Below are 25,165 nucleotides of genomic sequence, written 5' to 3'. Positions count from 1 at the left end.
TGGGATGAGTGAGGGATATTGAGGGAAATGAGGTGACCCGCGCACGACGGAGCGGAGTCGGGGATTCTTCTCGCGCTCAGGCGGCGTGCCTGGGTGAGGAAGTCTTTCGTCGGCGCAGCGCCAGCAGGCCGGCGCCGGTGATGGCCGCGATCCCGATGGCGACGTTCATCCCGATGCCGCGCCCGCCGGACAGCGGCAGGGTGCCGATCTGGACGTCGCGGACGGTGATCGTGTCCTCGGCCCTGCCGGCCCCGCTGCGCGAGACCGTGAGGGCCGAGCCGCCGGGGTCGGGGTTGATGAGCTCGATGCCGGAGTCGGTCACCTTGAAGCGGGCGGGCTTGGCCATGAGCTGGTGGCCGGCCGGGGCCCTGGTCTCCACCAGCCAGTACTCGCGGTTGATGGCCAGGCCCGTCGTGGTGAAGGTTCCGGTGCCCTTGCCGCCGGTGAAGGTGACGCCGTCGGGCAGGGGCTTGGCCCCCGGGGTGGCGGGGTCCATCGGGTAGATGTCGAAGGCGGCGTCGTCCAGGGGACCCTGGCTGCCGGTCTTGACAATGGACAGGACGCGCCTACCGGCGTCGGGCGAGACGTTGGCGCAGGCCACATCGTGGTCGGGGCGGGTGTCGGAGTCCTTGCCGGGCTCGGGGACGACCTTGTTGTACAGGCCGCGGCCGGGGACGAGCCTGCCGTTCTCGGTGGTGCAGGACAGCAGGTCCTCGCTGTAGCCCTGAACCGACGGATCGATTCTGACGGTGAAGGTCACCGTGTAGCGGATCCGCAGGCCCGAGTGGAGACGCTCGTTATCAGCGAGCCGGTAGGATCCGTCGGCCTGCTGAGTGACCGTCCGGGGCCTGTCCGTCTCACGCTGGACCTTGACCGTGGTGGGCACGAGCCCGGGGGCGAAGGAGGGGGTGTCGTTGATGGGGCCGGTGGCCGCGGTCAGGGAGCCCTCGTTGACGACGCTCACGGTGTAGACGACGTCGAAGGTGGAGCCGCTCGTGGGCTGGACGGTGATCTCCTTGGAGAACTTCAGCTTGCCGGAGGTCGACAGGCAGGCGTGGTTGTTGTCCTCGCCGTCGGCGTCGCCCTCCATGGCGATGGTGTTGACCAGGCCGGAGGGCCTGCCGTCGGCACGCTGGTGACCGCACTGGAAGTCGGACTCGACGAAGCCCTGCGCGTCCTCGCGGACCGTGAAGGTCATCTGCACGGTGAAGGTGCGGCTGCCGCCCTCGCCCCCGGGGCTCGCAGCGGCGAGCGTCCCGCCGGAGCCGGCCCTGATGAGGGTGATCGGGCCGTCGAGGGTCCCGGTGGCGCCGTTGATGGCGGGGACGGTGGTGCCCTGGGCGTCGACGCCCTTCTCCAGCACCCTGACCCGGCTGAGCCGGGTGCCCGCGGGCAGCTGCGGGGTGTCGGTGAGGTCGGCGACCACCGGGCTGGCCGCCTGGGAGGTGTTGGTGACCGTGACCGTGTACCCGGCGGTGAAGGTGCCGTCGGCGTTGCGGATCACGTCGAGCGGGGCCTTGGCGGCCTTGAACCGGGGGTTGGGGGGCAGCGAGCCGCAGGCCGCGGCCTCCTTGGGCTGATCGTCGCCCTTGGTGGTGACCGAGGCCTTGTTGTAGACGGCTCTGCCCTGGCCGACCGCGCCGGGCTGGCAGGTTCCCTGGACGCCGGGCAGGCCGACGTCGGGGCCGGAGACGTTGAGCACGACCGTGTAGGTGTGCTTCTGGCCCGCGGGCAGGGTGATGCCGGTCCTGGCGTAGGGGACGCCGGCCTGGGGCGTCTCGGTGCCGGTGATGTCGCCGCCGGAGATGCTGACCTTGTGGACGGTGACACCCGTGGGGACCTGCCAGGCGTCGTTGAGGTCATAGGTGAGGTCGGCCTTGGCCGAGGGGTTGGTGACCGTGATCGTGTAGGTCTGGTCGAAGGTGTTCCTCCCGTCGACCTTCTCGGCGCTCTTGGTGACCTTGGTGAAGGTCTTGGCGATACCGGCGTGGGGGACGACGGAGTTGACGACCTTGACCCTGACGTTGCCCTCGGTGGAGTCGGGAACCGTGAACGTCACGCCTCCCGCGTTGCCGTTCGCCGGGGCGACGGCGGTCGAGGCGATCTCCTTCTCCTGACGGCCGGGGTTGGTCACCACCTTGAAGGCGGCCGGGTCCTTCCAGCTGACCGAGCCCCCCGCGGCCGAGGCCGGCTGCTTGAGGCCCTTGGCGTCACGGGCGTCCTCGGTGATGGTGCAGGTGGCGCCCACGTGCTGGGCGGGCAGGTCGACGGCGCCGCCCTTGGCGTCCACCGAGATCCTGCCGGTCGAGGTACCCCGGCCGTCGGGTCCCGGGGTGCAGCTGTAGGACAGCGAGTAGGAGCCGGCCGTGGCGGCGTCGGAGGCGCCGTCGACGGTCTTGTCCGCGCTGACCGGGGTCTGGAGGGGCTTCTGGTGAACGGTGCAGGTGACGTGGCGTCCCTCGCCCAGCACGAACTGGCCGTCGCCGTTGACCGGGACGTCGGAGCCGTCGTCGTCGGTGCACGCCCAGGGGCCGTTCTGCGTGTAGCCCTCCGGACCGGAGCCGGAGGTCAGCGAGTAGGTGCCGCCGGCGGTGCTGATCCTGGTGACCTGCGCGGAGCCGCTGGCCCCGGTGACGGTCTTCTGCCCGAAGAGCCCGGAGACCGTGGGCGTGGCCGACAGGGTCCACTCAGTGGGCTTGGCCGAGCCGGCGTCGACGACGTTGACGAGGGTCAGGCGTCCGGGCGCGACGACGTACTCGTTGTGCCAGACGCACTTGATACCGAGCTCGTCCTGGTGCTCGGCGAGCTGGGTCTCGTCCAGGCGGACGGTCTGCTGCTGAAGGTTGACCGAGTCGGACTGGTCCAGGCGGGTCGCGCCGTCCCGACGCAGCAGCGGCGTCTGGCGGGTGCCGGCGGTGCAGGTGATACCGCGCAGGAACCATCCCGTTCTCCGGACCTCTCCCGCATCCCTGTCGATGGCTCCCTGCGGCGCGGTCCCGACCTCCTGGACCGTTGCGGCGTCGTTGGGGGCCAGCAGGGTGTAGGTCTTGGGGTCCACGGCCTCGTTGTCCCAGGTAGGGGTGAGGCCGGAGGGAGTGCCCCAGTTCTCGTACCCGTAGGTGCCCTTCGGAGAGGCGTTGACGTAGCTGAACTGAGGGATTGTCAGCGATCCTTGAACAGAGGGGTCGGCTTTGACGTCCTTGGCGAAGGTGACGGGCCGCTCCTGCTCCAGGGAGCCGTAGAGGCAGCCGTAGGAGATGGCCCGTTCGCGGGTGATGAAGCGCTCCTCAAGTCCTGCGGACTCGGCCTTGGACAGCTGCGCCTGGCAGTTGTCGGAGCTCCCGTTGTTGACGAATCCCCAGAGCTTGAGCTTGTAGCTGATGCCGGTGTTCGGGTCGGTCCAGGCCGTGTCCGAGCGGTCGGAGCGGATATCAAGAATGTCATCCGAGCAGGTCCGTCCGTTCTTGTCCGTGTAGTCCTGGGTCATGTAACCGTCGAACCACACCAGCCTGCCATTTTGGTACATGTAGACGTAGCCGCCGCCGTAACGGCCGACATTTCCCCTGGAGTCGTAGGCGTAAGGGGTCGGGATCCTTTGGCTCTCCTTGCCATAGTCATCGATCACCAGCTTGCCGTCGGAGCCGATCTTTCCGGTGCAGGTGTTGATCGTGTCCTTCTCAACCCAGGGAAAGTTGGCCTCAATGGTTCCGGCCGTCCTGACGTTGAAGCTTCCGTAGTAGATCGTCTCCGGCCTGGCCGGGTTGGTGACACTGCTGGTGTCCGAGTAGATGGGGCGATTGACGTGCCTCATCATTCCTACGAGAAACACCTGTCCGGTTTTGATGGACGTGGTATTGGACGGCTGGAACCCCAGCGAGGACTGCCTCCCCCAGGAGGGGTCGCCCTCGAAGTCCGGGCAGGCGCCGTTAAGCTCCTGGCGCCCGTACCCGACTGTGGCGTAGGCGCCGCTGCTCCCCTTGACGACATCGGTGTAGTAGCCGCCGCCGGCGGGCGAGTAGCGAACACAGGCGCGCGAGTACGCCCACTCCCACGGGAGTACCGTATAGGGGTAGTCGTTCACCGTTTCGGTGACGGCGTCCACCCCCTCGGTGTTGCGCACGTAGGCGATCTGAGCGGAGGTGTCCCCCAGCGGGACGGTCAGCTCACCGGTGGCCGCGTCCGCCGACGGCGTCGCCCACGGGAGCGACACCATCGTCACCAGGACGATGACAACAGAACCAACCGCGGCAACGAATCTGCGCAGGAGTCCTTCGCGCCCGCACCGCGGGCGGATTGACGAGAGGGGCATACCGATCTGAATCCGATCATGAGGAACGGGCGCACGGGGATGCGCGCCACGGGCTTGACTGCCGAGGAATGTAGATCCCCTGCCTCCGCTCCGATACCCATGAGGCCCCGCAATGGGCAACAATCGCGCATCGTCGCACGACACGACCACTTTTCCTTGAGATCCCACCAATCAGTGCACGTTCCAGTTGCGCATCATTGATGGCGGAGTGGTTACGATGATGAAGAGGAGGCGGCAGACATTAATCGCCAGTCTCAAGCGAAAGGATTATTCACCGCACGATCTACGTGTGATCCACGCCTTTTCGCTCCGTGCGCAGCACGCAATTCTCAGCCGATGGTGAGGAAGCCCACGGCCAGGAGGTGCCGGGCCGCCTCGATCATCTCCGCTCGCAGCGCGGTCGCATCCGATCCGGTCATCTCGCTCAGTGCGGCGACCGCGGAGGCGACCTGCCCGATGCTCAGCTCGCCGTCGGCCACCCCGGCCAGGGCGGCCACCGCCGTCGTGGCCCGAATGGTGCGCCCCAGCCCGCCGCCCTGGCGCAGCAGGATGACGGTGGGCTCGGCCGCCCCCGGAATCAGGTGGCGCTCCTCGGTGACGTCGGGGGCGAGCACCGGACGCAGGTCGGCGACGGCGTCGTCGTCGAGACCGGCGAGCCGCTCCCGGGCGGCCAGGACGCCGGCGACGTGGGGTCCCAGGACTCCTTGTCCGGAGGTGGTGACCTCCTCCAGAAGGCGCCAGGGCTGGCGGTGACGCTCCGGGCGGTGGACGACGAGGTAGCCGAAGCCGATGCCCTCGACGCCACGGGCCTCGAAGTCGCCGATCCAGGTCTCCAGGGCGGTGTCGAAGCCGCCGGCGTCGCGCTCGGGGGTCAGGCCGCCGTCTCGCAGCCACATGGTGGCGTACTCGACCGGGTCCTGGACCTCGCGCTCGATGACCCAGGCGTCGAGGTCCTCGGGGATCCAGGCGGCGACGGCGTCGCGCCAGGAGGTGCCCGCCGACGCCGGAGACACCGGGCGCTCGGAGCCGGAGGCATCGGGCTCAGGGGCGTCGGAGGGGTCGCGGGGGTCGGGGCGGTGCTCCCAGTTGCCGAGCATGACGGCGGTTCCTCCGGGTGCAAGGTGCTCGCTCAGCCCGGCCACGAGGGCCGGCAGGACGGGGCCGCCGGCGTCGCGGTACTCCATGAGCGGCAGGCCGGCCTCACGTACCGCGGGCGGGGTGAGGACGAAGGGCGGGTTGGAGGCGATGAGGTCGAAGCGGCGGCCGGCCACCGGTTCGAGGAGGGAGCCGCGCCGAAGCTCCAGCCGGCCGGCGCCGACGTCGGAACCGAGCCCGACGGTGTCGCTCACGCCGGCCAGGGCGGCGTTGAAGGCGGTGAAGGCCAGGGCGCGCGCGGAGATGTCGGTGGCGACGACGTGCTCGGCGTGGCGCAGCAGGTAGAGGGTCTGGATGCCGCAGCCGCAGCCCAGGTCCAGAGCGGTACGGACCGGCGTGCGCGGGGTGAGGCCGGCCAGGGTGAGTCCGGCGCCGCCGATGCCCAGGACGTGGTCGGGGGCCAGGGCCCGGCCGGTGACGAGCTCGCCGAGGTCGGAGGCCACCCACCAGCGGATCTCGCCGGCGTCGTCGACGGCCTCGTGGGGGCGCAGGTCGACGCGGGCGCGAACGCGCCCGTCCTCGTCGGGATCACCGACCAGGCCGATCCGGTGGGCGCCGGCCGCTCCGGTGCGGGGCAGGGCGGCGTCGAGCAAGGTGGTGGGAACCGGCTGGCCGAGCATGAACAGCGCGGTCAGGACGGCCACGGCGGACGCATCGGCCCCTTGGGCCAGGGCGGCGCGCACGGCCCTCAGGGCGGGCAGGCGGATCTCCCGGCGCAGTGCGGCATCGGCCGCCTCGCCCAGGAGCGCGGCCACGGCCTCCACGCCCCAGCCGGCGCCGTCCAGGTCCGCCCGCAGGCTCGCCGCCTGCTCGCCGGTGAGAGCCGGGGGCGGGACGGAGGACGAGGGTCGCGGCGTCGTCGCGGGAGACGGCGCGGACTCGGACCGGGTACTGGCTGGGCTCGCTGGGCGCATGGCACCGACCGTAGCGCGGGGCGCGCCGGTCGCCTCGGGCGCCCCGCCGGGGGAAGAAGCCCGACGGGGCGCCCACCGACTCACAGGAGCCGGGAGGCGAGCTCGGTGTACTGATGCGCCTTGACCTCGACGTCGTCGATGTAGCTGACGAGCATGACCTCCTCGGTGCCGTGGTTCTCGGCGAAGGAGGACAGGGCTCGGGCGACCTCGTCGTAGGTGCCCACGATGATGGATGTGTCACGCTCGAGGTAGCGCTCGATCTCGGCACGGTAGGCGGCGTCGAGGGTGGAGGGGTCGCGGAAGCGCATGGGCCGGCCGGTGCGCAGGCTGAAGCGGGCGTCGGCGGCCACGAGGGCCTGCTCGTGGGCCTCCTCGCGACTGTCGGCGGCGCTGACGCACAGGGCGGAGAGGGTCTGGCCACCATGAATTCCATCGCGGCCGCCGCGGGTCGGGTTGTCGGAGTGGGTGCCCGGGCTCTCGGGGAGGTGAGCCCGGTAGTGGTTCATGATCTCGACCTGCTGGCGGCCGGTGAAGAACTGGGCGTAGGCGTAGTTGAGGTCGTGGGCGCCGGCCCAGGCGGCGGACTGGCCCGAGGAGCCCAGGAGCCAGACCTCGGGCATCTCGGCCGGGCGGGGCTGAACCTCGAGGGAGGCGTAGTGGTGGGTCGCCGGCAGGTCGTCGCGCAGGAGGGCGACCGTCTCCTCGATGAGGGTGTTGATGGCGTCGGGATCGATGACGCGGCCCTGGTTGAGGGCGCCCGCCGCGCGCATGTCGCCGCCGGGGGCGCGCCCCAGTCCCATGTCGACGCGGCCGGGGTGGAGGGCGGCCAGGGTGGCGAAGCGCTCGGCCATCTGCAGTGAGCCGTAGTGCATGGCCATGACGCCGCCCGAGCCCACGCGGATGCGGCTGGTGGCGTCCAGGACGTGCATCATGAGCAGGTCGGGTGCCGAGGACAGGAAGGAGCCGGTGTTGTGGTGCTCGGCCAGCCAGAAGCGGTGGTAGCCGGCCTCCTCCAGGCCCCGCCCCAGGACGACGAGGTCCTCCAGGGTGCGGCGAGTGTCTCCTCCTTCGAAGAGGGGGACCTGCTCGAGGGCGCTGATACGGCTGAGGCGAGGGCTCATGACTTCTCCTGAGGCGTGACGGTGGGAGACGGTGCGTGATAGCGCGTCACGGCGTGCGGCGGCTACCGATCAGCCGGGTCAACACCGGGCGGCGGGCCCTCATTCCGGACATGGCTCGCAGTGCCTCGCAGTGCACAGCGACTGTTCGCGGGCCGTTCGCGAGCCGTTCACGAGCGCCGTCATCGGACCGACACAACATAAGGTGTTCCTTCTCAAAGATAGGAGAAATCATATTTGCAGTTATTAACGATCGGCCCTACGGTTGGACCCCGAAGCCGCCCGGCACCAGCCGGTACCAGCCCGGCACAAACCGACGCAGCGTCCACCGATCCCACCTGAAAGGATCACCGTCCACCGGGACGGGGATGACAGGTACGGAGGACCCTGACCGGCGCTCCCCGGATCCGCTGCGGCTCGCACCAACTCACACGACGTCGCGCCGCACCGCGCCGCGATCCACGAATCAGGAGGCACCCATGGCCGTTCTCACCATCGGAGACCAGTTCCCCGCCTACGAGCTCACCGCCGTCGTCCCCGGCAACCTCAAAGATGTTGAGGCCACCAAGCCCGAGGACTACTTCACCACCGTCTCCTCCCAGGTTCCCGCCGGGACCTGGCGCGTCGTCTTCTTCTGGCCCAAGGACTTCACCTTCGTGTGCCCCACCGAGATCGCGGCCTTCGGCGACCTCTACCAGGACTTCAAGGACCGCGACTGCGAGGTCGTGGGCGTCTCCGTGGACAACGAGTACACCCACTACGCCTGGCGGCGCAGCCACGACAAGCTCCAGGACCTGCCCTTCCCCATGGCCAGCGACCTGAACCGCGAGCTCACCGAGGCCCTGGGCATCAAGCGCGCCACCGGTGAGGCCGACCGCGCCACCTTCATCATCGACCCCCACAACGTCATCCAGTCCGTCTCCGTGACCGCCGACTCCGTGGGCCGCAACACCGAGGAGGTCCTGCGCCAGCTCGACGCCCTCCAGTCCGACGAGCTGTGCGCCTGCAACTGGCAGGCCGGCGCCGCCACGATCGACGCCCTGGGCCAGATGGACTGACCTACCGGCCCGCACCTCCTGACCTTCACTACTCTCCGCCACCCCAACGACGAAACGAGAAGACATGAGCATCGACAACCTGCGCTCCGCCCTGCCCGACTGGGCCAAGGACCTCTCCCTGAACCTGTCCACCCTGTCCCGCTCCTCCTCGCTGACCGAGCAGCAGCAGTGGGGCACCTTCGTGGCCGCGGCCGCCGCCACCCGCAACGAGTCCGTCCTGGTCCAGGTCATGGAGGACGCCCGCACCCACCTGTCCGAGGAGGCGGTCAGCGCCGCCCTGGGCGCCGCCTCCATCATGGCGATGAACAACGTCGCCTACCGCACGCGCCACTTCCTGGGCTCGGCCTACGACAACGAGCGCATGGGCCTGCGCATGAACATCATCGGCACCTCCGGCGGTGTGGAGAAGGTCGACTTCGAGCTGTGGAGCCTGGCCGTGTCCACCATCAACGGCTGCGAGAAGTGCGTGACCGCCCACGAGGCCACCGTGCGCGGTGAGGGCCTGAGCACCGAGCAGGTCTGGGAGGCCGTGCGCATCGCCGCCACCCTGACCGGCGTGGCCCAGGCGATCAGCGTCGTGGAGACCCTCGACTGAACCCGGTCTCGCCGTCCTGACCGGTACGACGGCGGCCGCCGGCTCCTTCACTGGGAGCGGGCGGCCGCCGTCGTTGTCACTGGTGCCGGCTGATGACGCCGGTGGCCTCGCCCGGGGGCAGCGACGGGAATCGATCGCGGGTCAGCTGCGGGGGTCGGCGTCGATGGCGCCCTGGACGTCGTCGAAGAGCAGGTTGGAGATCTCAACCTGGACCATCTCGACCTGGGGGACGTCGTGCAGGAGGAGCGGGTCGTCGGCCGAGGTCTGCAGAGCGAGCGTGCCGCAGCCGAAGAAGCGGTCGGTGACGTCCTTGTCGAGCTGGATGTCGGAGATCCGGGTCAGGGGCAGGTCGTGGCCGACGCGGCTGAAGACGCCCGAGCGGGTGATGATGCGCTTGGTGGTGACGGTGTAGGTGCGCGTGTACCACTGCAGCCACGGCACGAGCAGCAGGGGGATGCTCGCGGCGAGGACCACCACCCAGATCGCCAGGACGCCCCAGGGCTGCCAGGAGGCCGGGGCCATGACCGAGGCGACGACGCCGACCACCAGCAGGAGGATCTCGACGACGAACCGCCACAGGAGGACCTTGATGTGGGTGTGCATGTGCCGCACCACGACCTCGTCGCGGCTCAGGAGCTTCTTCGACAGTGCCATGGCCCCATCGTGCCAGGGCGCCGGGGGTTCGCGCACCCGAGTGGGAGGGGCCGGCGAGTCATCCGAGCAGTGGCTGGTCGCAAGCCGGTCGCAGGCCGGTCATGAGCGGATCATCAGCCGTCCGCATTCTGGGCTGGGACAGGACGAGGACAGGGCGGGGACGGGTCAGGGCCAGGGCGGAGCCGAGGCGGAGACAGGGCACCTATCGGGCGGAACCGGGGTGCTCCCAGGGCAGCGGCCGTTCAACCGGTGAGCATGCTCATACCGACCGAGGCGACGACCGGTGCGATCCCCAGGATGACGAAGGCCGGCAGGTGGCAGGCGCCCAGCGGCAGAACGAGGCGGACCGCCAGGCGCTCGGCGGCCTCCTCGTCACTGGCGCGCCTACCCGCGCGCAGGCTCGCGGCCGTCGCCTCCAGGAGGGCGACCGGTGAGGCCCCGTCCTCCCAGCCGGGGCGCAGACAGGACTCCAGGCGGGTGCGCCGACGGCGCCACTGCTCGTCGTCGGGTGCCTCCCAGGCCTCCTCCCAGTCGGCGCCCAGCAGCAGGGCCCGGCCCGCGATGCCGGCGCCGTCCTCCTCCAGGGTCTGGCCCAGGGCGGTGAGCACCCCGGGGACCGAGGCCCCGGCGCTCAGCGCGGCGGCGGCCAGGTCCAGTACGAGGGCCTCGTCGACGACGTCGCCGTCGGCCGTCGCGGCACGCACGAAGCGCCTGGTGACCAGGTGACCCACGACCATGAGCACGACGCCGAGCACTCCCAGGGCGCTGCCGACGCCGCCGTCGAGCAGGAGGGCGGCGGGGTCAGCGCCCACCAGCATCCCCAACCCCAGGCCGACCGCGGGAAGGCAGGCCAGGAGCCGGGCGGTGGTGCGGGGACCGGCCAGGGCGGCCCGGCGGGAGGCCTCGGCATGGCCGGATTCGGCGACGCCACCCGCCACGGCCTGGAGGATGTCGGCCAGGGGCGCCCCCAGGGCGGTCGACAGGCGGCAGGAGGCGATGGCTCCCGGCACCCCGGCGGCGGTGGCTCGCCGCTGCCGGGCCCGCCGCCCCCTGGGAGGCGGGCGCCAGTGCGGGTGGCCGTCGCGCAGACGGGGAAGCCAGGAGTCGTGCTGGAGGTCGGCGAGCGCGTGCAGCGCGGGTGGGACGCCGTCATCGTCGGGCTCGGTTCCCTCGCTGAGCCCCGCGCGCCGGAGGGTGCGCGTCCAGGCCCGCTGCGGGGTGGCGCCGGCGCGCAGGAGGCTGGCGACCTCGGTGAGCAGCAGCCCGAGGTCGGGCTCGGGCGGCCCGGCCCGCCACGAGCCCAGGGCGCCGAGCAGCCTCTGCGGGGCCGATGGGCTCGCACCGGCCGGCGCGACGCCCGTGGTCCGGCCGCGCGGCAGCCCGCGACGGGCCGGTAGCAGGAGCACGGCGGTGGCCAGCGCCACCAGGACAGCCGCGATCCAGGCACCGGGCGCGGGCGAGACGGCCCCTGGGGCGGTTGCCGAGCCGGAGACGATCGAGACCGCCATGGCGGCCGGAGGAGCAGTCGCCTCGGTCATAGCGGGCTCCCCTCGCCCAGGCCGGTCGAGCCCGCCGGACCGAGGCGGGAGAGGGCCTGTGGACCGATCCGGGCTCGCAGCGCCGCGGCGGCCGGGCCGGTGGCCAGACGTCCGTCGTCATCCACACGGAGGGCCTCCTCGCAGGTGAGAACCGTTCCGGCCGGTGTGGTCTCGCGCCGCAGCACCCCGATGGAGGCGACGTAGCGGCGCGCCCCGGAGGAACCGGCCTGTCGGCGCAGGTGGACGACGGCGTCGAGCGCGCTGGTGGCCTGGGCGGCGACGGCCGCCTCGTCGAGTCCCGCGAGCGCCCCCAGGGCGGTGAGGCGGGCGGGGACGTCGGCGGGCGAGTTGGCGTGGAGGGTGGCCCAGCCGCCCTCGTGGCCGGTGTTGAGGGCGGTGAGGACGTCGCGCACCTCGGGGCCGCGGCACTCCCCCAGGACGATCCGGTCGGGCCGCATGCGCAGGGCGGTGCGCACCAGGGAGGTCATCGAGACCGCCCCGACGCCCTGGACGTTGGCACCGCGCTCCTGGAGGTGGACGACGTGGGGGTGGTCGGGGCGCAGCTCGCTGGCCTCCTCGATGCACACGATGCGCTCGTCCGCCGGGACGAGCCCGAGCAGGGCCGCCAGAAGGGTGGTCTTGCCGGTTCCGGTGGCGCCGGTGACCAGGCAGCTGGCGCGGCCGGCCACGAGGGCGGTCAAGACGTCGTCGAGGCCGGGGGCGATGGTTCCGGCCAGGGTGAGCTCGGCCAGGGTGAAGCCGCGGCGGCGCTTGGTACGCAGGCTGATCAGAGTGCCGTCGGCGCTCAGGGGCGGCAGGACCGCGTTGAGGCGGGTGCCGTCGGGCAGGGTGGCGTCGACGACGGGGCAGGCGTCGTCGAGGCGCTTGTGGGCGGAGGCGGCCATGCGCACGGCCAGGGCCCGCACCTGGGGCTCGTCCATGGTGGCCGAGGGGACGGGCTCGAGGCCGTGTCCTCGGTCGATCCAGGTGCTTCCGCCGCTGACGAGGACGTCGGTGACGCCGTCGGTCTCGATGAGGGGCTGGAGGATCGGTCCGGCGCCCTCGACGTCGGCGCGCACCCGCTCACCGAGACGGGCCATGCCCACTTCTCCGGTGGTGGGGGCGGCGGCATCGCTGAGGGCCCGGTCCAGGCCGGCTCCCCGCGCCAGGGCGTTGCGGACCCGGGCCAGCTCGGGGTCCTCGGGGCCCGGGGCTGCGGGTCTCCCGGCGTCGCCGGGACGATCGGGGCTCATCGGGACCATGACCGGCTCCCCCTCTCCTGCACCCTGACTCGTCCGCCGGCCGGCTGCGGGGCTCCCCCGGCGGCGGTCGGCACCGGCTGGGGCGGCTCGGCGACGAGAACGCGAGCCAGCAGCTCTCGGGCCAGGGCGGAGGCCGCGCGCCGGGTGGCCGAACGGGCCCGCACCGGGTCCTCCCCGAGAGCGAGGCGCTTGGTCAGGACCCGGTCGGTGGGGACGTGTCCCAGGACCGGGCAGCCGGTGATGAGCTCGAGGTCCTCGGGGACGACGTCCTCGCCGCTCCGGCGCACGACGAGCCATACCGGCGACGGCGAGCCCGGGTCGGCGGCAGGGGATGCGTTGGAGGGATGAGGGCCCCGCAGCCGTGGGGCGACGCTCTCCGCCGCGACGGCCGAGCGCAGGTCGAGGCCGGTGACGAGCAGCACCCGGGCACCCGGCGGCGGGGGCGCGCCTCGGGGCAGGTCCACCAGGACGACGTCGTGCTCGGTGCGCATCGCCTCCAGGACCGCGTCCGCACAGCTCGAGGGCCCGCCACGGACGTCAGCGGTGAGCACCGGCATGGCGTGCCACACGGGCAGGGCCCCGACCAGGTGCCCGGGTCGGAAGGCGGACTCCTCGGCCGGAAGATCCGCCCAGCGCAGGCCGGTCAGCACGGTCTCACCGCACAGGAGGTCCAGCCCGCCGGCGGGGTAGAGGTCCATCATCGCCACCCGTCGGCCGGCCCGGCTCAGCGCCCACGCCAGGTGCAGCAGCAGGACGCTGACGCCCAGGCCCCCGCGAGCGCCGGTCACGGCCAGGATCTGGGCCGCGGGGCCCTTCCGGGCCTGGGTGACGGTTGCCGGCAACCCAGCCGGCGCGGTCGGCGCGGTCGGCGCCGACGACGTCGACAGTGCCGTCAAGGCGCCCCGGCTCTCTGCCTCCTGCGCCGCCTCAGCCGCCTCAACGGGAGGCGCAGACGTATCCTCAGAAGGCCTCAGGGGAGGGAAGGACACGTCCCGGCCGTCCCATGTCTCCGCCGTCACCGCGTCCCCCGTTGTCTGCGGCGCCCTGACTGCTTCCTCCAGTGCCTCCATCGTTGTCTCCACTGTCTCCACCCGTCTTCTCCCCTGTCCTTGACGACTGCCTCCGTGGGCGCCTTCCCCGATCCGCGTGCGGTATCGGCTCGGCATTAGCTCAGTACCGGCTCAGTACCGGATCAGTGCCGGCTCGGTGCCGGTCCCGTTCACCAGGATGCGAGCCCGTAGCCGGCGGCGCCCACCGGCGTCGTCGGACCTGTGGAAACGGGTTGCGGAAACGGACCTGTGGCCTCTGGCAACCCGCGGCCGCCCGCCACTGGCACTGAGGACGGCGCCGACGCAGCGATGAGACAGCAGCAATAAAACAGTGATAAGTGCGATAAGACAGTGGCGAGACGTAGGGGCTCACACGCCTGACAGCGCGGCCCACCTCGTGATGAGATGGGGCCATGAGCGCGCAGCCCCGCGCAAGCGACCCCTCCCAGCCAGCAGCAGCGTCACCGGTGACGTCGCCTGCCTCCGCGTCGGCTGCGCCCGCTGCCGTCAGCGCACCTGCCGGGTCCATCGAGCCCACCGGGCACCGCGCTGCGGCCTACTTCGATCTGGACAAGACGATTCTGGCGACGTCGTCGACCTGGGCGCTGGGTACCCCGATGCGGCGCAGCGGCCTCATCTCCTCGCGGGCGCTGGCCCATGGGCTCGTCGCCCAGCTCCCCTACCTTCTGGTCGGCGCCGGCACCCGGCAGTCGACCAGCCTCATGGAGCACCTGGCCCTCATATCCGCAGGCATCAGCCGCCGCGACCTGGTGGAGGTCGTCGAGAGCGCCCTGACCACGGCGATCGAGCCGGCCGTCTACGCCGAGGCCCTCGATCTCATCGAGGCCCATCGCCGGGCCGGGCACGACGTCGTGGTCGTCTCGGCCTCCATCACCGAGATGGTCGCCCCCATCGCCGAGCTCGTGGGAGCCGACCGCGCCGTGGCCACCCGCATGGAGGTCGGCGAGGACGGCCTGTTCACAGGGCGCATCTCCCGCTCCATGCTGCACTCGGAGAAGGTGGTGGCGCTGCATGAGGACGCCGTCGCCCACGGCATCGACCCGGCCCGGTGCTGGGCCTACTCCGACTCCATCTCCGATGAGCCGATGCTCAGCGCCGTTGGTCACCCCGTCGCGGTCAACCCCGATCGGGAGCTGCGGCGCCTGGCTCAGGAGCGCGACTGGCCGGTGCGCGACTTCGCCCGGCCGGTGCGGCTGCGGCCGCGCTGGGAGCCTCCGGCCCTGTCCACGCGGACCGCCCTCATCGCCGGAGCGGCGGGAGTTCTCGCCGTCGGGGGCGCCGCCGCCTGGCTCGTCGCCCGCCGCGGTCGCGGCGGGGCCTGAACCGCCGGGCCGTCGGTGCGGCCTGATCTGTCCGTCGTCAGCGCCTCGTGGGGCCCCGACGTGTCACAGATGGCGACCTTTCGACAACGGAACCAGCCCTCTCCCCCATCGACTGTTCTACATATGTGCTGGTCAGAGCCTTGGCGGCAGGGTGGTCGGGGACTTCAGCGCTCTCCTCACCAGCGGAAAAGTCTGCCATCGTGACACAAAGGACGGGGCATCGCCCCACGTGGCATCCGCACAGTCACCCGGCGCGCCACGTACCCGCCTGGACCGCCCGGCACAGGCGCTGAGCCTCCTGCACCCCCACGAGCACCGCCTCGGCCTGCCACACCACCCAGGCCACCACCCCCTCCATCGTCCCGGAGGCGTAGGCGCCGGCGGCCTCGGCGTAGGCCGCCGGTACCCGCCCGGGGTAGAGGTCGCAGACCGCCGTGCCGGTCGGCTCGACCCCGTCGCGCACCAGGAGGTGACGCACCAGCAGCCGACCCACCGCGGCATTGCCGGCCGTGAAGGGCCTGGCCGAGAGCATCTCGGCGTGGACGATGGCGGCCCGCACCAGCGCCGGCGCAGGCTCCGCCTCCAGGAGCCCCACCAGCCCCGCAAGCCGCGCCTCCAGCTCCTCCCCCTGGGGCGCCGTTCCCGGACCACCCTCCCGGGCGCGCACCCACCCGGCGCGCGGCACGCCGACCTCCTCCAGCCCCACCCGACCGCCGGCCGCCAGGGGCCCGACGACGTCGCGGTGCAGCACGGCCAGCAGCGAGCGCGCCGGGGGCACCACCGGCCTGCCCCGCCCCACCAGGTCCGGCATCCAGCCGACCAGACGGGTCCCGGCGCGCCACAGCCCGGCCACGGCGTCCAGACCCGGGTCGCCCGTAGCGGCCTCGGTCAGGGAGCCCGCGGCCACGTGCTCGCGCAGGACCTCGGCCGAGACCACCGCCCCCTCGGCTCCGCCTGAGGCGACGGCCCCCCGGATCGCGGCCTCGGCGCGGGCCTCACGCCACCGACGCCGCAGGGCCTCGTTCCAGCGCAGCTCGGCGCAGGCCTCACGCACCGCCGCCTCGACGGCGCGCACCCGCTCGTCGGCGGCCACCGACCTCAGCGCCTCCAGCGCGGGAGAGGCACCGGATTCCACCGTCTCGGTGAGCGCATCCTCCCCAGGATCCGACCGCCCGGTCGACACGCCGAGCCGGCCCGCCGCCCCCGCCCGGTCGTGTCTCCTCGGCGCCCCGGCCGCGGACGGCCCGATCCCTACCGACATTCGCACCACGCGCCCACTGTGGCATACCCCGGCCGCTGCCGGCCGCAGGCCATCCCGGAGCGCCTCAGACCTCGACGAAACGGACCCGGACCGGCGTGGGCCGACCGTGAACCAGCCGTGAACGAGCCGTGAACCAGCCGTGAACCAACACGGACCGGGCGCACCCCCTAGACTCGATCAGGTGAGTGACTCCCCCTCCCATAACATCCCGGGCTCCGCCCCGCCGTCCGCGCCCCCGGGCGCGTCAGAGCAGGCTCCGCGCAGTCGTCGGCCCGACTACGTGCTCACCGCCGTCGTCGGAGTCATCTTCGCCTTGAGCGTCTCTGTCCTTCTGGGCCTGGCCGACACCCCACGGGCCTCGATCCTGCACACCGCCCTGCTGCTCGGCGCGATCCTGCTGGTCTCCTCCGCCGTCACGGCGCTGTTCGCCGGCCGCTCCTCACTGGGCGCGCTGGTCACGGGCCTGACCGCCCTGGCGGCCCAGTCGATGGTCTTCATGGCTCCCATCCACGCGTCCTCCTTGTCCGAGACATGGCTGCGCAAGCTGATCAGCACCGGATTCATGCTCATCCTGGCGGGCCTGTGGCTCGGCGGCTCCTGGGGGATGCGCCTGGCCCGGCGCGCCGGGCAGGCTCAGGGCCACGCCGCCTTCCGGCTCACTCAGGCCGACCGGACCGTGGGCTCCACCCCGACGCCGCCGCCCTCGCGTCGGCGCGACCACCTCCTGTCCCTGCCCTGGGTGGTCGCAGGGCTGGCGCTCGCGGCCTTCTTGCTGCCCCGCTCCTACCTGCGGGCGGTCGCCCCCGGCATCCAGACCGGTCCGCTCATGCTGGCCGCCGTGCTCGTCTCCTTCATCGCCCTGGTCGCGGCCGGTGCCTCGACGGCGCACTCCACCCTCGGCGCGCGCGTCACCGGCCCGGTCCTTGTCCTTCTGGCGGTGCCGGCGCTCAGTAACGGTATGATCCCTGGCGGCCATCTGGTCTCCAGGCTCCTGCCCTACGGCCCGGACGCCGTCGTGCTCGCCGCCATCGGCATCGAGCTCATGGCGATCGGCTGGGGAGCACATATGGCTCGCCGCCAGGGTCGTGCGAACGCGCTGGCCAGGTTGCGCTCCGGCGTCTGAGGGTCCCATGCCCGCAGCCGTGTCCTGAGGATGACCGGGCCCCCTTCCGGCGTCCCCGCCCCTCCTACTACCGTGTGCATGCGTAAGGAGACCTCGTGAGCACCGACAACACAGACCGCACCGCCCCGCAGACACCCACTACGTCCGACGGCGTCGACCCAGCCTCCCCGACGGCGTCGACTCCCGTCGCGGGGCCACCGGCCTCGGAGGCTCACCCGCAGCAGGAGGCGGCGGTCGACCTGGCCGATGAGGCCGTCGCCTCTCTCAAGAGCCTCGCGGGCAAGGTCACCCAGGTCTCCCGGTCCGCCACCTCCACGCCGGTCACACCGGCGACGGCGGACGACGCGGACGTTGACGATGCGGCTGGTGCGGACGACGCGGTCAGCACGATCGACTCCGCCGTTGACACGGCGGATGACGACGTCGACACCCTGAACATCCGCGAGCAGGCGGGCGTTCACGGCTCCACCGGGAGCGGAGCCGTGAACGCCGCCCGAGTCGCCGACACGGCGGACGACGCGGACGACGACGCCGAGGACATGGCCGATGACGCGGACGGGGAGGTCGACGAGGTCTCCGATGGGCCGGCATCGACGGCTCGCCAGGAGGCCCAGGTCGGCACCTTCCCGGTCGGCCGCCCCGCCCAGGACCCGCTGCGTCCGGAGGATCCCTCACCCCGTCCGGTGGTCACCGAGGCGGCTCCAACGCCGTCCGAGTCCTCCGAACCGGTCAGCCAGCCGATGACGGCAGCCACCAGGGCCGTTGGAAGCATCGGAGGCACCGGCATGCCGCCGTCGATCCCGCCGGCGTCGGGGCCGGGCGCGGCGAGGGCCGAGGCGCCGACCGGGACGCAGGAGCCGGAGACTGCCCAGGTCGCCGCTGCATCGGCAGCTCCCTCCACCTCCTCGACCGACGCCGCGGAGGCCTCCTCGGGCTCCTCAGAGCCCGCGGATCAAGAGCCGGTTGCCCAGGGGAGCCAGGACGAGCATGAGGATCGGGGGCGTACCGCCTCCACCCCGCAGACGCCGTCGTCCCCCGCTCAGGCGGGCGAGGAGGACGAGGCGCCATCGGGTGCGGTGAGCACTGCGACCACGACGACCGCCACCGAGCCGGCCACTGAGCCGGCCACTGGGTCAGCCACTGAGTCAGCCACTGCGCCGGCGACAACGGCCGTAGGCGCAGGAGTGCGCGCGCCCGTGGCCGACACCGCCGAGGATCCGGCAGAACCGGAGAACCTCCCAGCAACGCAGGATCGTGGGGGTCACGATGCGTCCGCCGTCCCCGAGGCTCCGGCCTCGGACGAGGCCGCCGATCGGGCCGCCGTGGTCGACGCAGTGGACACAGTCGAGGACGATGGCTTCAGTGCTGCGGCCGCATGGGCGTCATCGGCACCATCCGCGTCCTCGGGAGCCGCGACGACGTCGGCCGCGTCAACCGCTTCGGCAGTATCCGCGGTATCAGCCGCATCTGCCGCCTCGTCGGCAACCGCCTACTCGGCGCCATCGGCCTCCTCCGCTGCCAGAGCCGCCAGAGCGGCGACCTCCACCGTGTCCGCATCTGCTGCTGCACCAACGACGGCCGCCGGCGACGTCACCGACTCTCCCGCCGGCTCCTTCGCGGACGCCGAGCCGACGCACGCACCCTCCGAGACGCCGATGGTCCCCTCGGCGAGCTCACCCACGGGCGCGTCCTCGGTCCACTCGGTTGCCGAGCCGGCATCGGCCTCACCGGCGTCAGTGCCGTCAGCGGCCTCACCGACAGAGCCGACGGCCTCGGCACCGGCACGCCCGACATCGGAACCGACGGCGGACGCCACCGAACCGCCCGCAGCGCCCACGTCGACCGATGCGCCTGCCAACGCCCCGGTGGACAACCGCCCCTCGGCGCCCTCCTGGCCGGCGACCCCCGCGGCCCAGCTGGCCCGGACGGCCTCGGCGGCGAGCGCCTCCACGGCGCGCTCGGCCGAGTCGACCTCCTCCGTGCGCCCCGCCTTCCCCGCGGACAGGCCGGCGGCGACCACGTCGCCCTCGGCCCCTGCCTCCGGGCTCTCCGGCTACCGGCCCGAGGTAGCGGACAGCTCAGCACCGGCAGACACGACCCCCACGGCCACCTCCGCGACGACGTCGTCGGCAGTATCCGGCACAGCGTCCGGCACTGCCTCCACCACAGCGTCCACCACTGCCTCTCTCTCCGCGTCGGCGCGGCCGGCGGGAGCATCGTCGGTGCCGGCGACCTCGTCCACCGCGGCCCCGCAGGCCTACCGGCCCGCCCCCGCCACCCAGCCGGTCCCGGGCGCACGTCCGACGCCGACGACCGACAGCGCCGCCTCCGCGGCGGCCTCAGCGTCGGGCTCAGCAGCGACCTCGGCGCCGAGCGCCGCGCCGGCAGGGGCGCCGTCGGAGGATGCCTCCCCGCTGCAGAGGCCCACCTGGCCCTCGACCTCCACTGCCCGGGGCTTCTCCGCGGGCACCGACCCCCTGGAGAGCGACGACCCCGAGGAGCGCGGCCGCTCGCGCGCCCGGCAGGCCGCCATGGCCATGACCGGCTCGGCCCAGGACGACGACTCGATCCTTCTCAAGGGCGCCAGCGTGCTGAGCGTCGCCGACTCGCGCGCCGAGACCCACTGGGCCGGGGTGCTCATCGCCGTCGTCCTGTTCCCGGCGGCCTGGTTCCTCGTGCACGACGGCGCCGCCACCCTGACCGGCGGCAACCCCTCGGCCTGGCCGGCCGCCGCCTCCCCGCTGGGCGCCCTGGAGATCCTGGGTGGGACCGCGGCCTGCGCCGCCGCCCTGTTCATGATCTCGCGCTCCTCCCTGGGGGCCTTCGTCGTCGGCGCCATCAGCGCGGTCATCGGGCTGCCCTTCGTCCTCATGCCGGGGGTCGTCCAGTCGGTCATCGGCCCCACGGTCGACCGGCTCCAGGCCCACTCCGACCTGGGTCGCGCCCTGTCCACCTACGTCATGGACGACGGCCTGTCGGGCCGCTTCATCCTCATGGGCGTGCTCACAGCCATGGTCGCCGTCGTCGCCCACCTGGCGCGCCGGGCCGGCAGGCGCGAGCAGGAGACCGACGACCGCGGTCGCCGTGACTGAGTCCGACGCCGCCCGGCCACCCGCCGAGGAATCCACCGGAGCGACCTCGCAGCCGGCCCCTCGGATGCAGTCCGTCGCCGACGCCGCCCGCGACGCGTCCCCGGTCGTCATCGGCTACGTGACCCTGGGGATCGCGGCCGGGATGCTGCTGGTCGCCGAGGGGCTGTCCTGGTGGTGGGCGCCGGTGTGGAGCCTGGTCATCTACTCCGGGACCATGCAGATGCTGCTGGTGCCGCTGGCCGGCGGCGGCGAGCCGCTGGCGACCATCGCCCTGTCCACCGGATTCGTCTCCGGCCGGCACGTCTTCTACGGCCTGGGGTTCCCCCTGGACCGGGTGCGCGGCGGGGCACTCACCCGTCTCTACGCCGTCCACGCGATCACCGACGAGGTCTACGCGCTGCTGGCGGCCCGCGACCGGCGGGCCATGAGCGGGCGCTACCTGGTGGCCGTGGAGGCGATCAGCCAGACCTCCTGGGTGGCGGGCACGACCATCGGGGCGCTGGCCGGGACGGCGCTGGCCTCCGTCGTGGGTGAGCGCATCGAGCTGCTCGGTTTCGTGCTCACCGCCCTGTTCGTCGTACTGGCCATCGAGAACTGGCGCAACCACCCCGATATCGGGGTGCTGTGCCTGGGGCTGGTGGCCGGGGGCGTCGGTCTGGCGGTGGGCGGATCGGCGGCGCTGCTGACGGCGCTGGTCACGCTGGCCCTCGGCCTCGTGGGTCTGTACGTCTGGCGCAGTCGCCGGCCCGGGGCGCCTGCGCCAAGGTCCGCGTCGGGACAAGGGGTCGAGTGATGCTCACCGACCCGCAGATCGCGATCGCCGTCGTGGTCGTCGCCGTCATCACCTTCGCCTGCCGGATCGCCCCCTTCGTACTGCTGCGCGGGCGCGGGGACAGCGCGCTGCTGGGCTTCCTGTCCCGGGCGATGCCCCTGGGCGTCATGATCGTCCTGGTGGCCTACACGCTGGGCGGCATGAGCCTGGCGCCGTCGACCTGGCTGCCGGCGGTCGGCGGGATCGGTGCGACGGCGGGGCTGCACCTGTGGAGGCGCTCCATCGGCCTGTCGCTCATCGGAGGCACCGGCGTCTACGTCGCCCTCAGCCTCCTGCTGACCTGACCCGCCGCGGCCGGCGGGGACACTCCACGCGGGCGGGTGCGGCCCTGAGCTGGGCGGAGACATCCTGCGCGTACGGGGACGGGAATTCTGTCCCCGTAGGCGTGAAAGGCCCCCGCGAGATCGGGGATGCACCCGGCGGCGCAGAAGGTCCCCACCCGCGGCGAGTCGGGGCAGCATGTCCTCGACGACGTCGAAGGCCCCGCAGGCGGCACCGCGCGCCGGCCAGTAGGCTGCGGCCGTGCCTGTTGACGTCAATCGCCCCGGCCCCTGGACCCACCGCAACCTCACCGCCCGCGGCACCCGTTTCCATGTCGCGCTGGCCGGCCCCGAGGCCCCGACCGGCACCGGGCCCCTGACCCTCCTGGTCCACGGATTCCCCGAGTGCTGGTGGACCTGGCGCCATGTCATCCCCGGCCTCTCGCAGGCCGGGCACCGAGTGGCGGCTCTCGACCTGCGCGGTTTCGGCGGCTCGGACCGGCCGCCGTCGGGCTACGACCTGGTGACGCTGGCCCAGGACCTCGCCGCCGTGGTGCGTTCCCTGGGACACGAGCGGGCCGTGGTCGTCGGGGCGGGGCTGGGCGGCCAGGTCGCCTGGGCGCTGCCGCATGCGGCCCCGGGCCTGACGACGGCGATCGTTCCGGTGGGCGCCCCTCACCCGCTGGCGCTGCGCTCGCTGCGGGCCCGGGTGCTGTCGGGGCCGGCGCTGCAGTACGCGAGCCTGCAGATCCCGGGCCTGGCCGAGCGGCGCCTGCGCAGCCGCGGCGCCCTGGAGGGGCTGCTGCGATCCTGGGCCGGGCCGCACACCCGGGAGGCGTTGGCCGAGGAGGCCCCCTACTACGCCGAGCTCCTCTCCCGCCCCGGCGCCGCCCACAGCGCCCTGGAGCCGCTGCGCAACCTCATGCTGTCGCGGGCCGAGACCGCGGCGCTGGACAAGCCGGTGGCGGTGCCCGTCCTGTCCGTCCAGGGAGAGCTCGACCCGGTTCAGCCCGCCCAGGCCTACGCGCGCGACACCCATCACGTCACCGGCAACCTGCGCCAGGCGACGATCCGCCGCTCCGGGCACTTCCCCCAGGAGGAGGCCCCGGCCGAGCTCGTCCGGGCCCTGCTGCCCTTCCTGGCCGACGTCGCCCCGGCCACCCCCGCCTGACCCCCTCGAGCCGGGCGTTTCTCGCATAGCCCTACAGAAATTCTGTCCGGCTACGCGAGAAATGCCCGGCTCGGCGCGTACGTGCCGCCGACTCACACCGGTTGGCGCAGGTTCTCCATGAGGGGCCGGCGGTCGAGCTGTGCGGGCAGCCAGGTGGTCGCCACCGCGAGCACCAACGAGATCCCGCTGACGAGCGCCAGCAGCCCCACCGGGACCGAGGCGACCAGGACCGCCACCCCGCCCCCGGAGTACAGCGCGGCGTAGACGGCGCTGAAGGCGGTGGCCGCCAGCCCGAAGAGGATGCCGGTGACGGCGTAGATGACGCCCTCCAGCGCGGTGGAGGCCAGAACCGTCCCGGTGCGCGCACCGATGACCCCCAGCAGCGCGCCCTCCTGGCGCCGGGCCCGCCCCACCATGGCGATGTTGGCGATCCCACCGACGCCGGCGATGAGGAAGATCGGCACCCCGACGGTGAGGAAACCGTTGACCGAGCCCTGTGCGCCGGTGGCCTGACCGGCGCCGACGGCGGCGTAGACGGTACCGGTCATGGCCACGGCGATGGCGAAGGGGACGATCGTCGTCATCGACAAAGAGGCGCGGTGGCGGGCGTTGGCGCGGGCGGCGAACCAGGCGGGGCTGCGGCCCGGGATGAGCGCGGTCCACCAGGTCAGCAGCGGCCGCAGGGTCCAGTTCGGCACGCTGAGGGCCGCGATCGCGGCGATGAGCCCCATGGCGCCCCCGATGACCGCGCGCTCCCCCGGGTCGTTGAGATCGGCACCAGCGGCGACCATCTCCGCCCTCTCCGCCTCGTTGAGAGGCATAGCGCTGTCGAAGGGGACCAGCACGAGGGCCAGGACCATGACGCCGACGATCGCCCACTGCCACCACCGGGTCCGGGTCTGTGGAGCCGTGGACTCCCGCAGCGCCTGCATCTCGGGGACCGACGCCGCGCGCCGGGCCGGCCCCGTCCCGCCCAGGATGCAGAAGAGCGTCGTCGCCGCGATGGTGAGAGGCACCCCGAAGCCCGGCATGCTCACCGGGAGGTCATGCGGGAAGCCCTCGAACTCCCGCCAGGTGAGCAGGTAGACGCGGGCCAGCGGCATGCAGGCCACCGCCCCGATGATCCCGCCGGCCAGACCGATCGCCCCGACCTGCGCCAGGATGATGCGGCGGATGCGGCTTCCGGGGATGCCCAGGACCTTCCACAGCGCGTGCGAGCGCTGCTGGGCCGAGACGGTGAGTCCCAGTGTCGTGGACAGGATGACGGCGGTGGCCAGCCCCGCGTAGGACACGAGGCTGGAGCCGATGATGTGGGAGGCGCTGACGAGCTCCGCCGAGCCCTGGGCCTGGGCCCAGCTCAGGGCGCTGTACCAGGCGATGATGATGACGCCGATGATGGCGCCGCCGACCGTGGCGACGAGCAGCGACCACAGCCACTGGCGGGCGTGGTGGCGTAGGTCGTTCCAGATGAGTGTGACCATGTTCTTCTGCTCCTGTCCCGGTCAGGCGGCGCGCGCGGCCCGGGCCGAGTGGACGAGCTCGGCGATCTGGCGGGCGTCGCGGCAGCCGGTCCACTGGACCAGGTGCCCCTGGCTCATGACGGCGACCGCGTCGGCCTTGGCGGCGGCCTCGACGTCGTGGGTCACCATGACCACGGTGGTCCCCTGCTCGGCGAGCCGGCGCAGCCAGTCCAGCACGAGCGCGGCGGAGCTCAGGTCGAGGGCGCCGGTGGGCTCGTCGGCGAAGACGATCCGGGGCCGGCTGGCCATGACGCGGGCGATGGCCACGCGCTGGCGCTCCCCGCCGGAGAGCTGGTGGGGCTTGAGACCGGAGCGGTGAGCCAGCCCGACGGCGTCGAGGGCCGCCCGGGTCTGGGCGTCGCTCAGAGGGGTGCCGGCCAGGCGTGAGGGCATGGAGACGTTGTCGGCGGCGCTCAGGGAGGCGATGAGGTTGTACTCCTGGAAGATGAAGCCGACGTGGCGGGCGCGGAACCGGGCCCGCTCGGCGGGCCGCAGCCCGGAGGTGACGGCGCCGAGCATGGTCACCTGGCCTGCCGTGGGCGCATCGAGGCCGGCCACGCAGTGCAGCAGCGTCGACTTGCCCGAGCCCGAGGCCCCGACGACGGCGGTGAAGCTGCCCTCGGCCAGGTCGGCGTCGACGTGGTCCAGGGCGGTGACGCGGGCGTCCTGGCGCCCGGGCACCTCGTAGACGCGGGTGAGCCCGCGCAGCCGGATGGCGACGGGCGACGGCGTACCCGGTCCGGCCGGACCGGGCGGCGTCGCGGGTGGTATGGCGGACGAGGAGGATGAGGAGGAGGGGGTCAGGGGCTGGCGTGCGCTCATGTCTCCAGCCTGACCGCGCCGGCCCGCCGGTCCCATCCAGCCATCTGGCGAATCCGGGGTGGGGCTAGCCCGACACTGCTGCGCCGACC

General features: G+C 72.6%; 18 protein-coding genes. 8 read left to right on the top strand and 10 right to left on the bottom strand.

The annotated features are described in order from the left end of the window. Positions 1–76 precede the first annotated feature (76 nt). From HCR68_RS01485 to HCR68_RS01475, 3 genes are all read right to left on the bottom strand, one after another. Positions 77–4,309, bottom strand: coding sequence for a SpaA isopeptide-forming pilin-related protein (locus tag HCR68_RS01485; protein WP_167145503.1), 4,233 nt, complete (start codon positions 4,307–4,309; stop codon positions 77–79). A gap of 329 nt (positions 4,310–4,638) precedes the next feature. Beyond that, positions 4,639–6,378, bottom strand: coding sequence for a methyltransferase (locus HCR68_RS01480; RefSeq protein ID WP_167145501.1), 1,740 nt, complete (start codon positions 6,376–6,378; stop codon positions 4,639–4,641). An 80-nt stretch (positions 6,379–6,458) separates the two neighbouring features. After that, the gene (locus tag HCR68_RS01475) at positions 6,459–7,499 is read right to left on the bottom strand and encodes an MsnO8 family LLM class oxidoreductase (protein ID WP_167145499.1); all 1,041 of its coding nucleotides are present in this window, start codon (positions 7,497–7,499) and stop codon (positions 6,459–6,461) included. 476 nt (positions 7,500–7,975) lie between these two features. Between HCR68_RS01475 and HCR68_RS01470 the strand changes: the two genes are divergently transcribed. After that, entirely contained in the window at positions 7,976–8,554 is a 579-nt protein-coding gene (locus HCR68_RS01470) for a peroxiredoxin (protein ID WP_167145497.1), read from the top strand. Positions 8,555–8,618: 64 nt separating this feature from the next. Further along, a complete protein-coding gene (locus tag HCR68_RS01465) occupies positions 8,619–9,149 on the top strand; it encodes a carboxymuconolactone decarboxylase family protein (RefSeq protein WP_167145495.1) in 531 nt (176 codons plus the stop codon). Between the two features lie 141 nt (positions 9,150–9,290). Here HCR68_RS01465 and HCR68_RS01460 read toward each other — a convergent pair whose 3' ends face one another. From HCR68_RS01460 to HCR68_RS01445, 4 genes are all read right to left on the bottom strand, one after another. Further along, on the bottom strand, positions 9,291–9,803 hold the full coding sequence (locus HCR68_RS01460; protein WP_167145493.1) for a PH domain-containing protein: 513 nt from the start codon (positions 9,801–9,803) through the stop codon (positions 9,291–9,293). A gap of 242 nt (positions 9,804–10,045) precedes the next feature. Next, positions 10,046–11,341 carry a hypothetical protein gene (locus HCR68_RS14095; protein WP_243858864.1) on the bottom strand — a complete coding sequence of 432 codons (1,296 nt, stop codon included), beginning with the start codon at positions 11,339–11,341 and terminating at the stop codon, positions 10,046–10,048. Beyond that, positions 11,338–12,603 (bottom strand): TadA family conjugal transfer-associated ATPase, encoded by a 1,266-nt coding sequence (locus HCR68_RS01450; protein ID WP_167145491.1) that lies wholly within the window; start codon positions 12,601–12,603, stop codon positions 11,338–11,340. Before HCR68_RS01450 ends, HCR68_RS14095 begins: the two co-directional genes overlap by 4 nt. Beyond that, the gene (locus HCR68_RS01445; RefSeq protein ID WP_243858863.1) at positions 12,591–13,673 is read right to left on the bottom strand and encodes a cellulose synthase operon protein YhjQ/BcsQ; all 1,083 of its coding nucleotides are present in this window, start codon (positions 13,671–13,673) and stop codon (positions 12,591–12,593) included. Before HCR68_RS01445 ends, HCR68_RS01450 begins: the two co-directional genes overlap by 13 nt. A gap of 392 nt (positions 13,674–14,065) precedes the next feature. Here HCR68_RS01445 and HCR68_RS01440 point away from each other — a divergent pair, with 392 nt between their 5' ends. Further along, entirely contained in the window at positions 14,066–14,995 is a 930-nt protein-coding gene (locus HCR68_RS01440; protein ID WP_167145487.1) for an HAD family hydrolase, read from the top strand. A gap of 244 nt (positions 14,996–15,239) precedes the next feature. On the opposite strand, the gene HCR68_RS01435 is transcribed toward HCR68_RS01440, so the two are convergent. Further along, entirely contained in the window at positions 15,240–16,265 is a 1,026-nt protein-coding gene (locus HCR68_RS01435; protein WP_243858862.1) for a Fic family protein, read from the bottom strand. Between the two features lie 172 nt (positions 16,266–16,437). Between HCR68_RS01435 and HCR68_RS01430 the strand changes: the two genes are divergently transcribed. From HCR68_RS01430 to HCR68_RS01410, 5 genes are all read left to right on the top strand, one after another. Further along, positions 16,438–17,379: a hypothetical protein gene (locus tag HCR68_RS01430; RefSeq protein WP_243858861.1), complete on the top strand. Its 942-nt coding sequence runs from the start codon at positions 16,438–16,440 to the stop codon at positions 17,377–17,379. Between the two features lie 95 nt (positions 17,380–17,474). Continuing rightward, positions 17,475–20,471 (top strand): hypothetical protein, encoded by a 2,997-nt coding sequence (locus HCR68_RS14090; RefSeq protein ID WP_243858860.1) that lies wholly within the window; start codon positions 17,475–17,477, stop codon positions 20,469–20,471. A gap of 64 nt (positions 20,472–20,535) precedes the next feature. After that, positions 20,536–21,264, top strand: a complete 729-nt coding sequence (locus HCR68_RS01420; RefSeq protein WP_167145661.1) for an AzlC family ABC transporter permease — start codon at positions 20,536–20,538, stop codon at positions 21,262–21,264. Beyond that, positions 21,264–21,587 (top strand): AzlD domain-containing protein, encoded by a 324-nt coding sequence (locus HCR68_RS01415; RefSeq protein ID WP_167145485.1) that lies wholly within the window; start codon positions 21,264–21,266, stop codon positions 21,585–21,587. The genes HCR68_RS01420 and HCR68_RS01415 overlap by 1 nt, the downstream gene beginning before the upstream one ends. Before the next feature lie 238 nt (positions 21,588–21,825). Beyond that, positions 21,826–22,734, top strand: coding sequence for an alpha/beta hydrolase (locus HCR68_RS01410; protein ID WP_167145483.1), 909 nt, complete (start codon positions 21,826–21,828; stop codon positions 22,732–22,734). A gap of 92 nt (positions 22,735–22,826) precedes the next feature. Here HCR68_RS01410 and HCR68_RS01405 read toward each other — a convergent pair whose 3' ends face one another. Beyond that, entirely contained in the window at positions 22,827–24,215 is a 1,389-nt protein-coding gene (locus HCR68_RS01405; RefSeq protein ID WP_167145481.1) for an ABC transporter permease, read from the bottom strand. A gap of 21 nt (positions 24,216–24,236) precedes the next feature. Next, positions 24,237–25,076, bottom strand: coding sequence for an ABC transporter ATP-binding protein (locus HCR68_RS01400; RefSeq protein WP_167145479.1), 840 nt, complete (start codon positions 25,074–25,076; stop codon positions 24,237–24,239). Positions 25,077–25,165: the final 89 nt, after the last annotated feature.

The organism is Actinomyces sp. ZJ308, assembly GCF_011752065.1.
Classification (GTDB): Bacteria; Actinomycetota; Actinomycetes; order Actinomycetales; family Actinomycetaceae; genus Actinomyces.
This window is presented reverse-complemented; position numbering and strand designations above follow the sequence as displayed.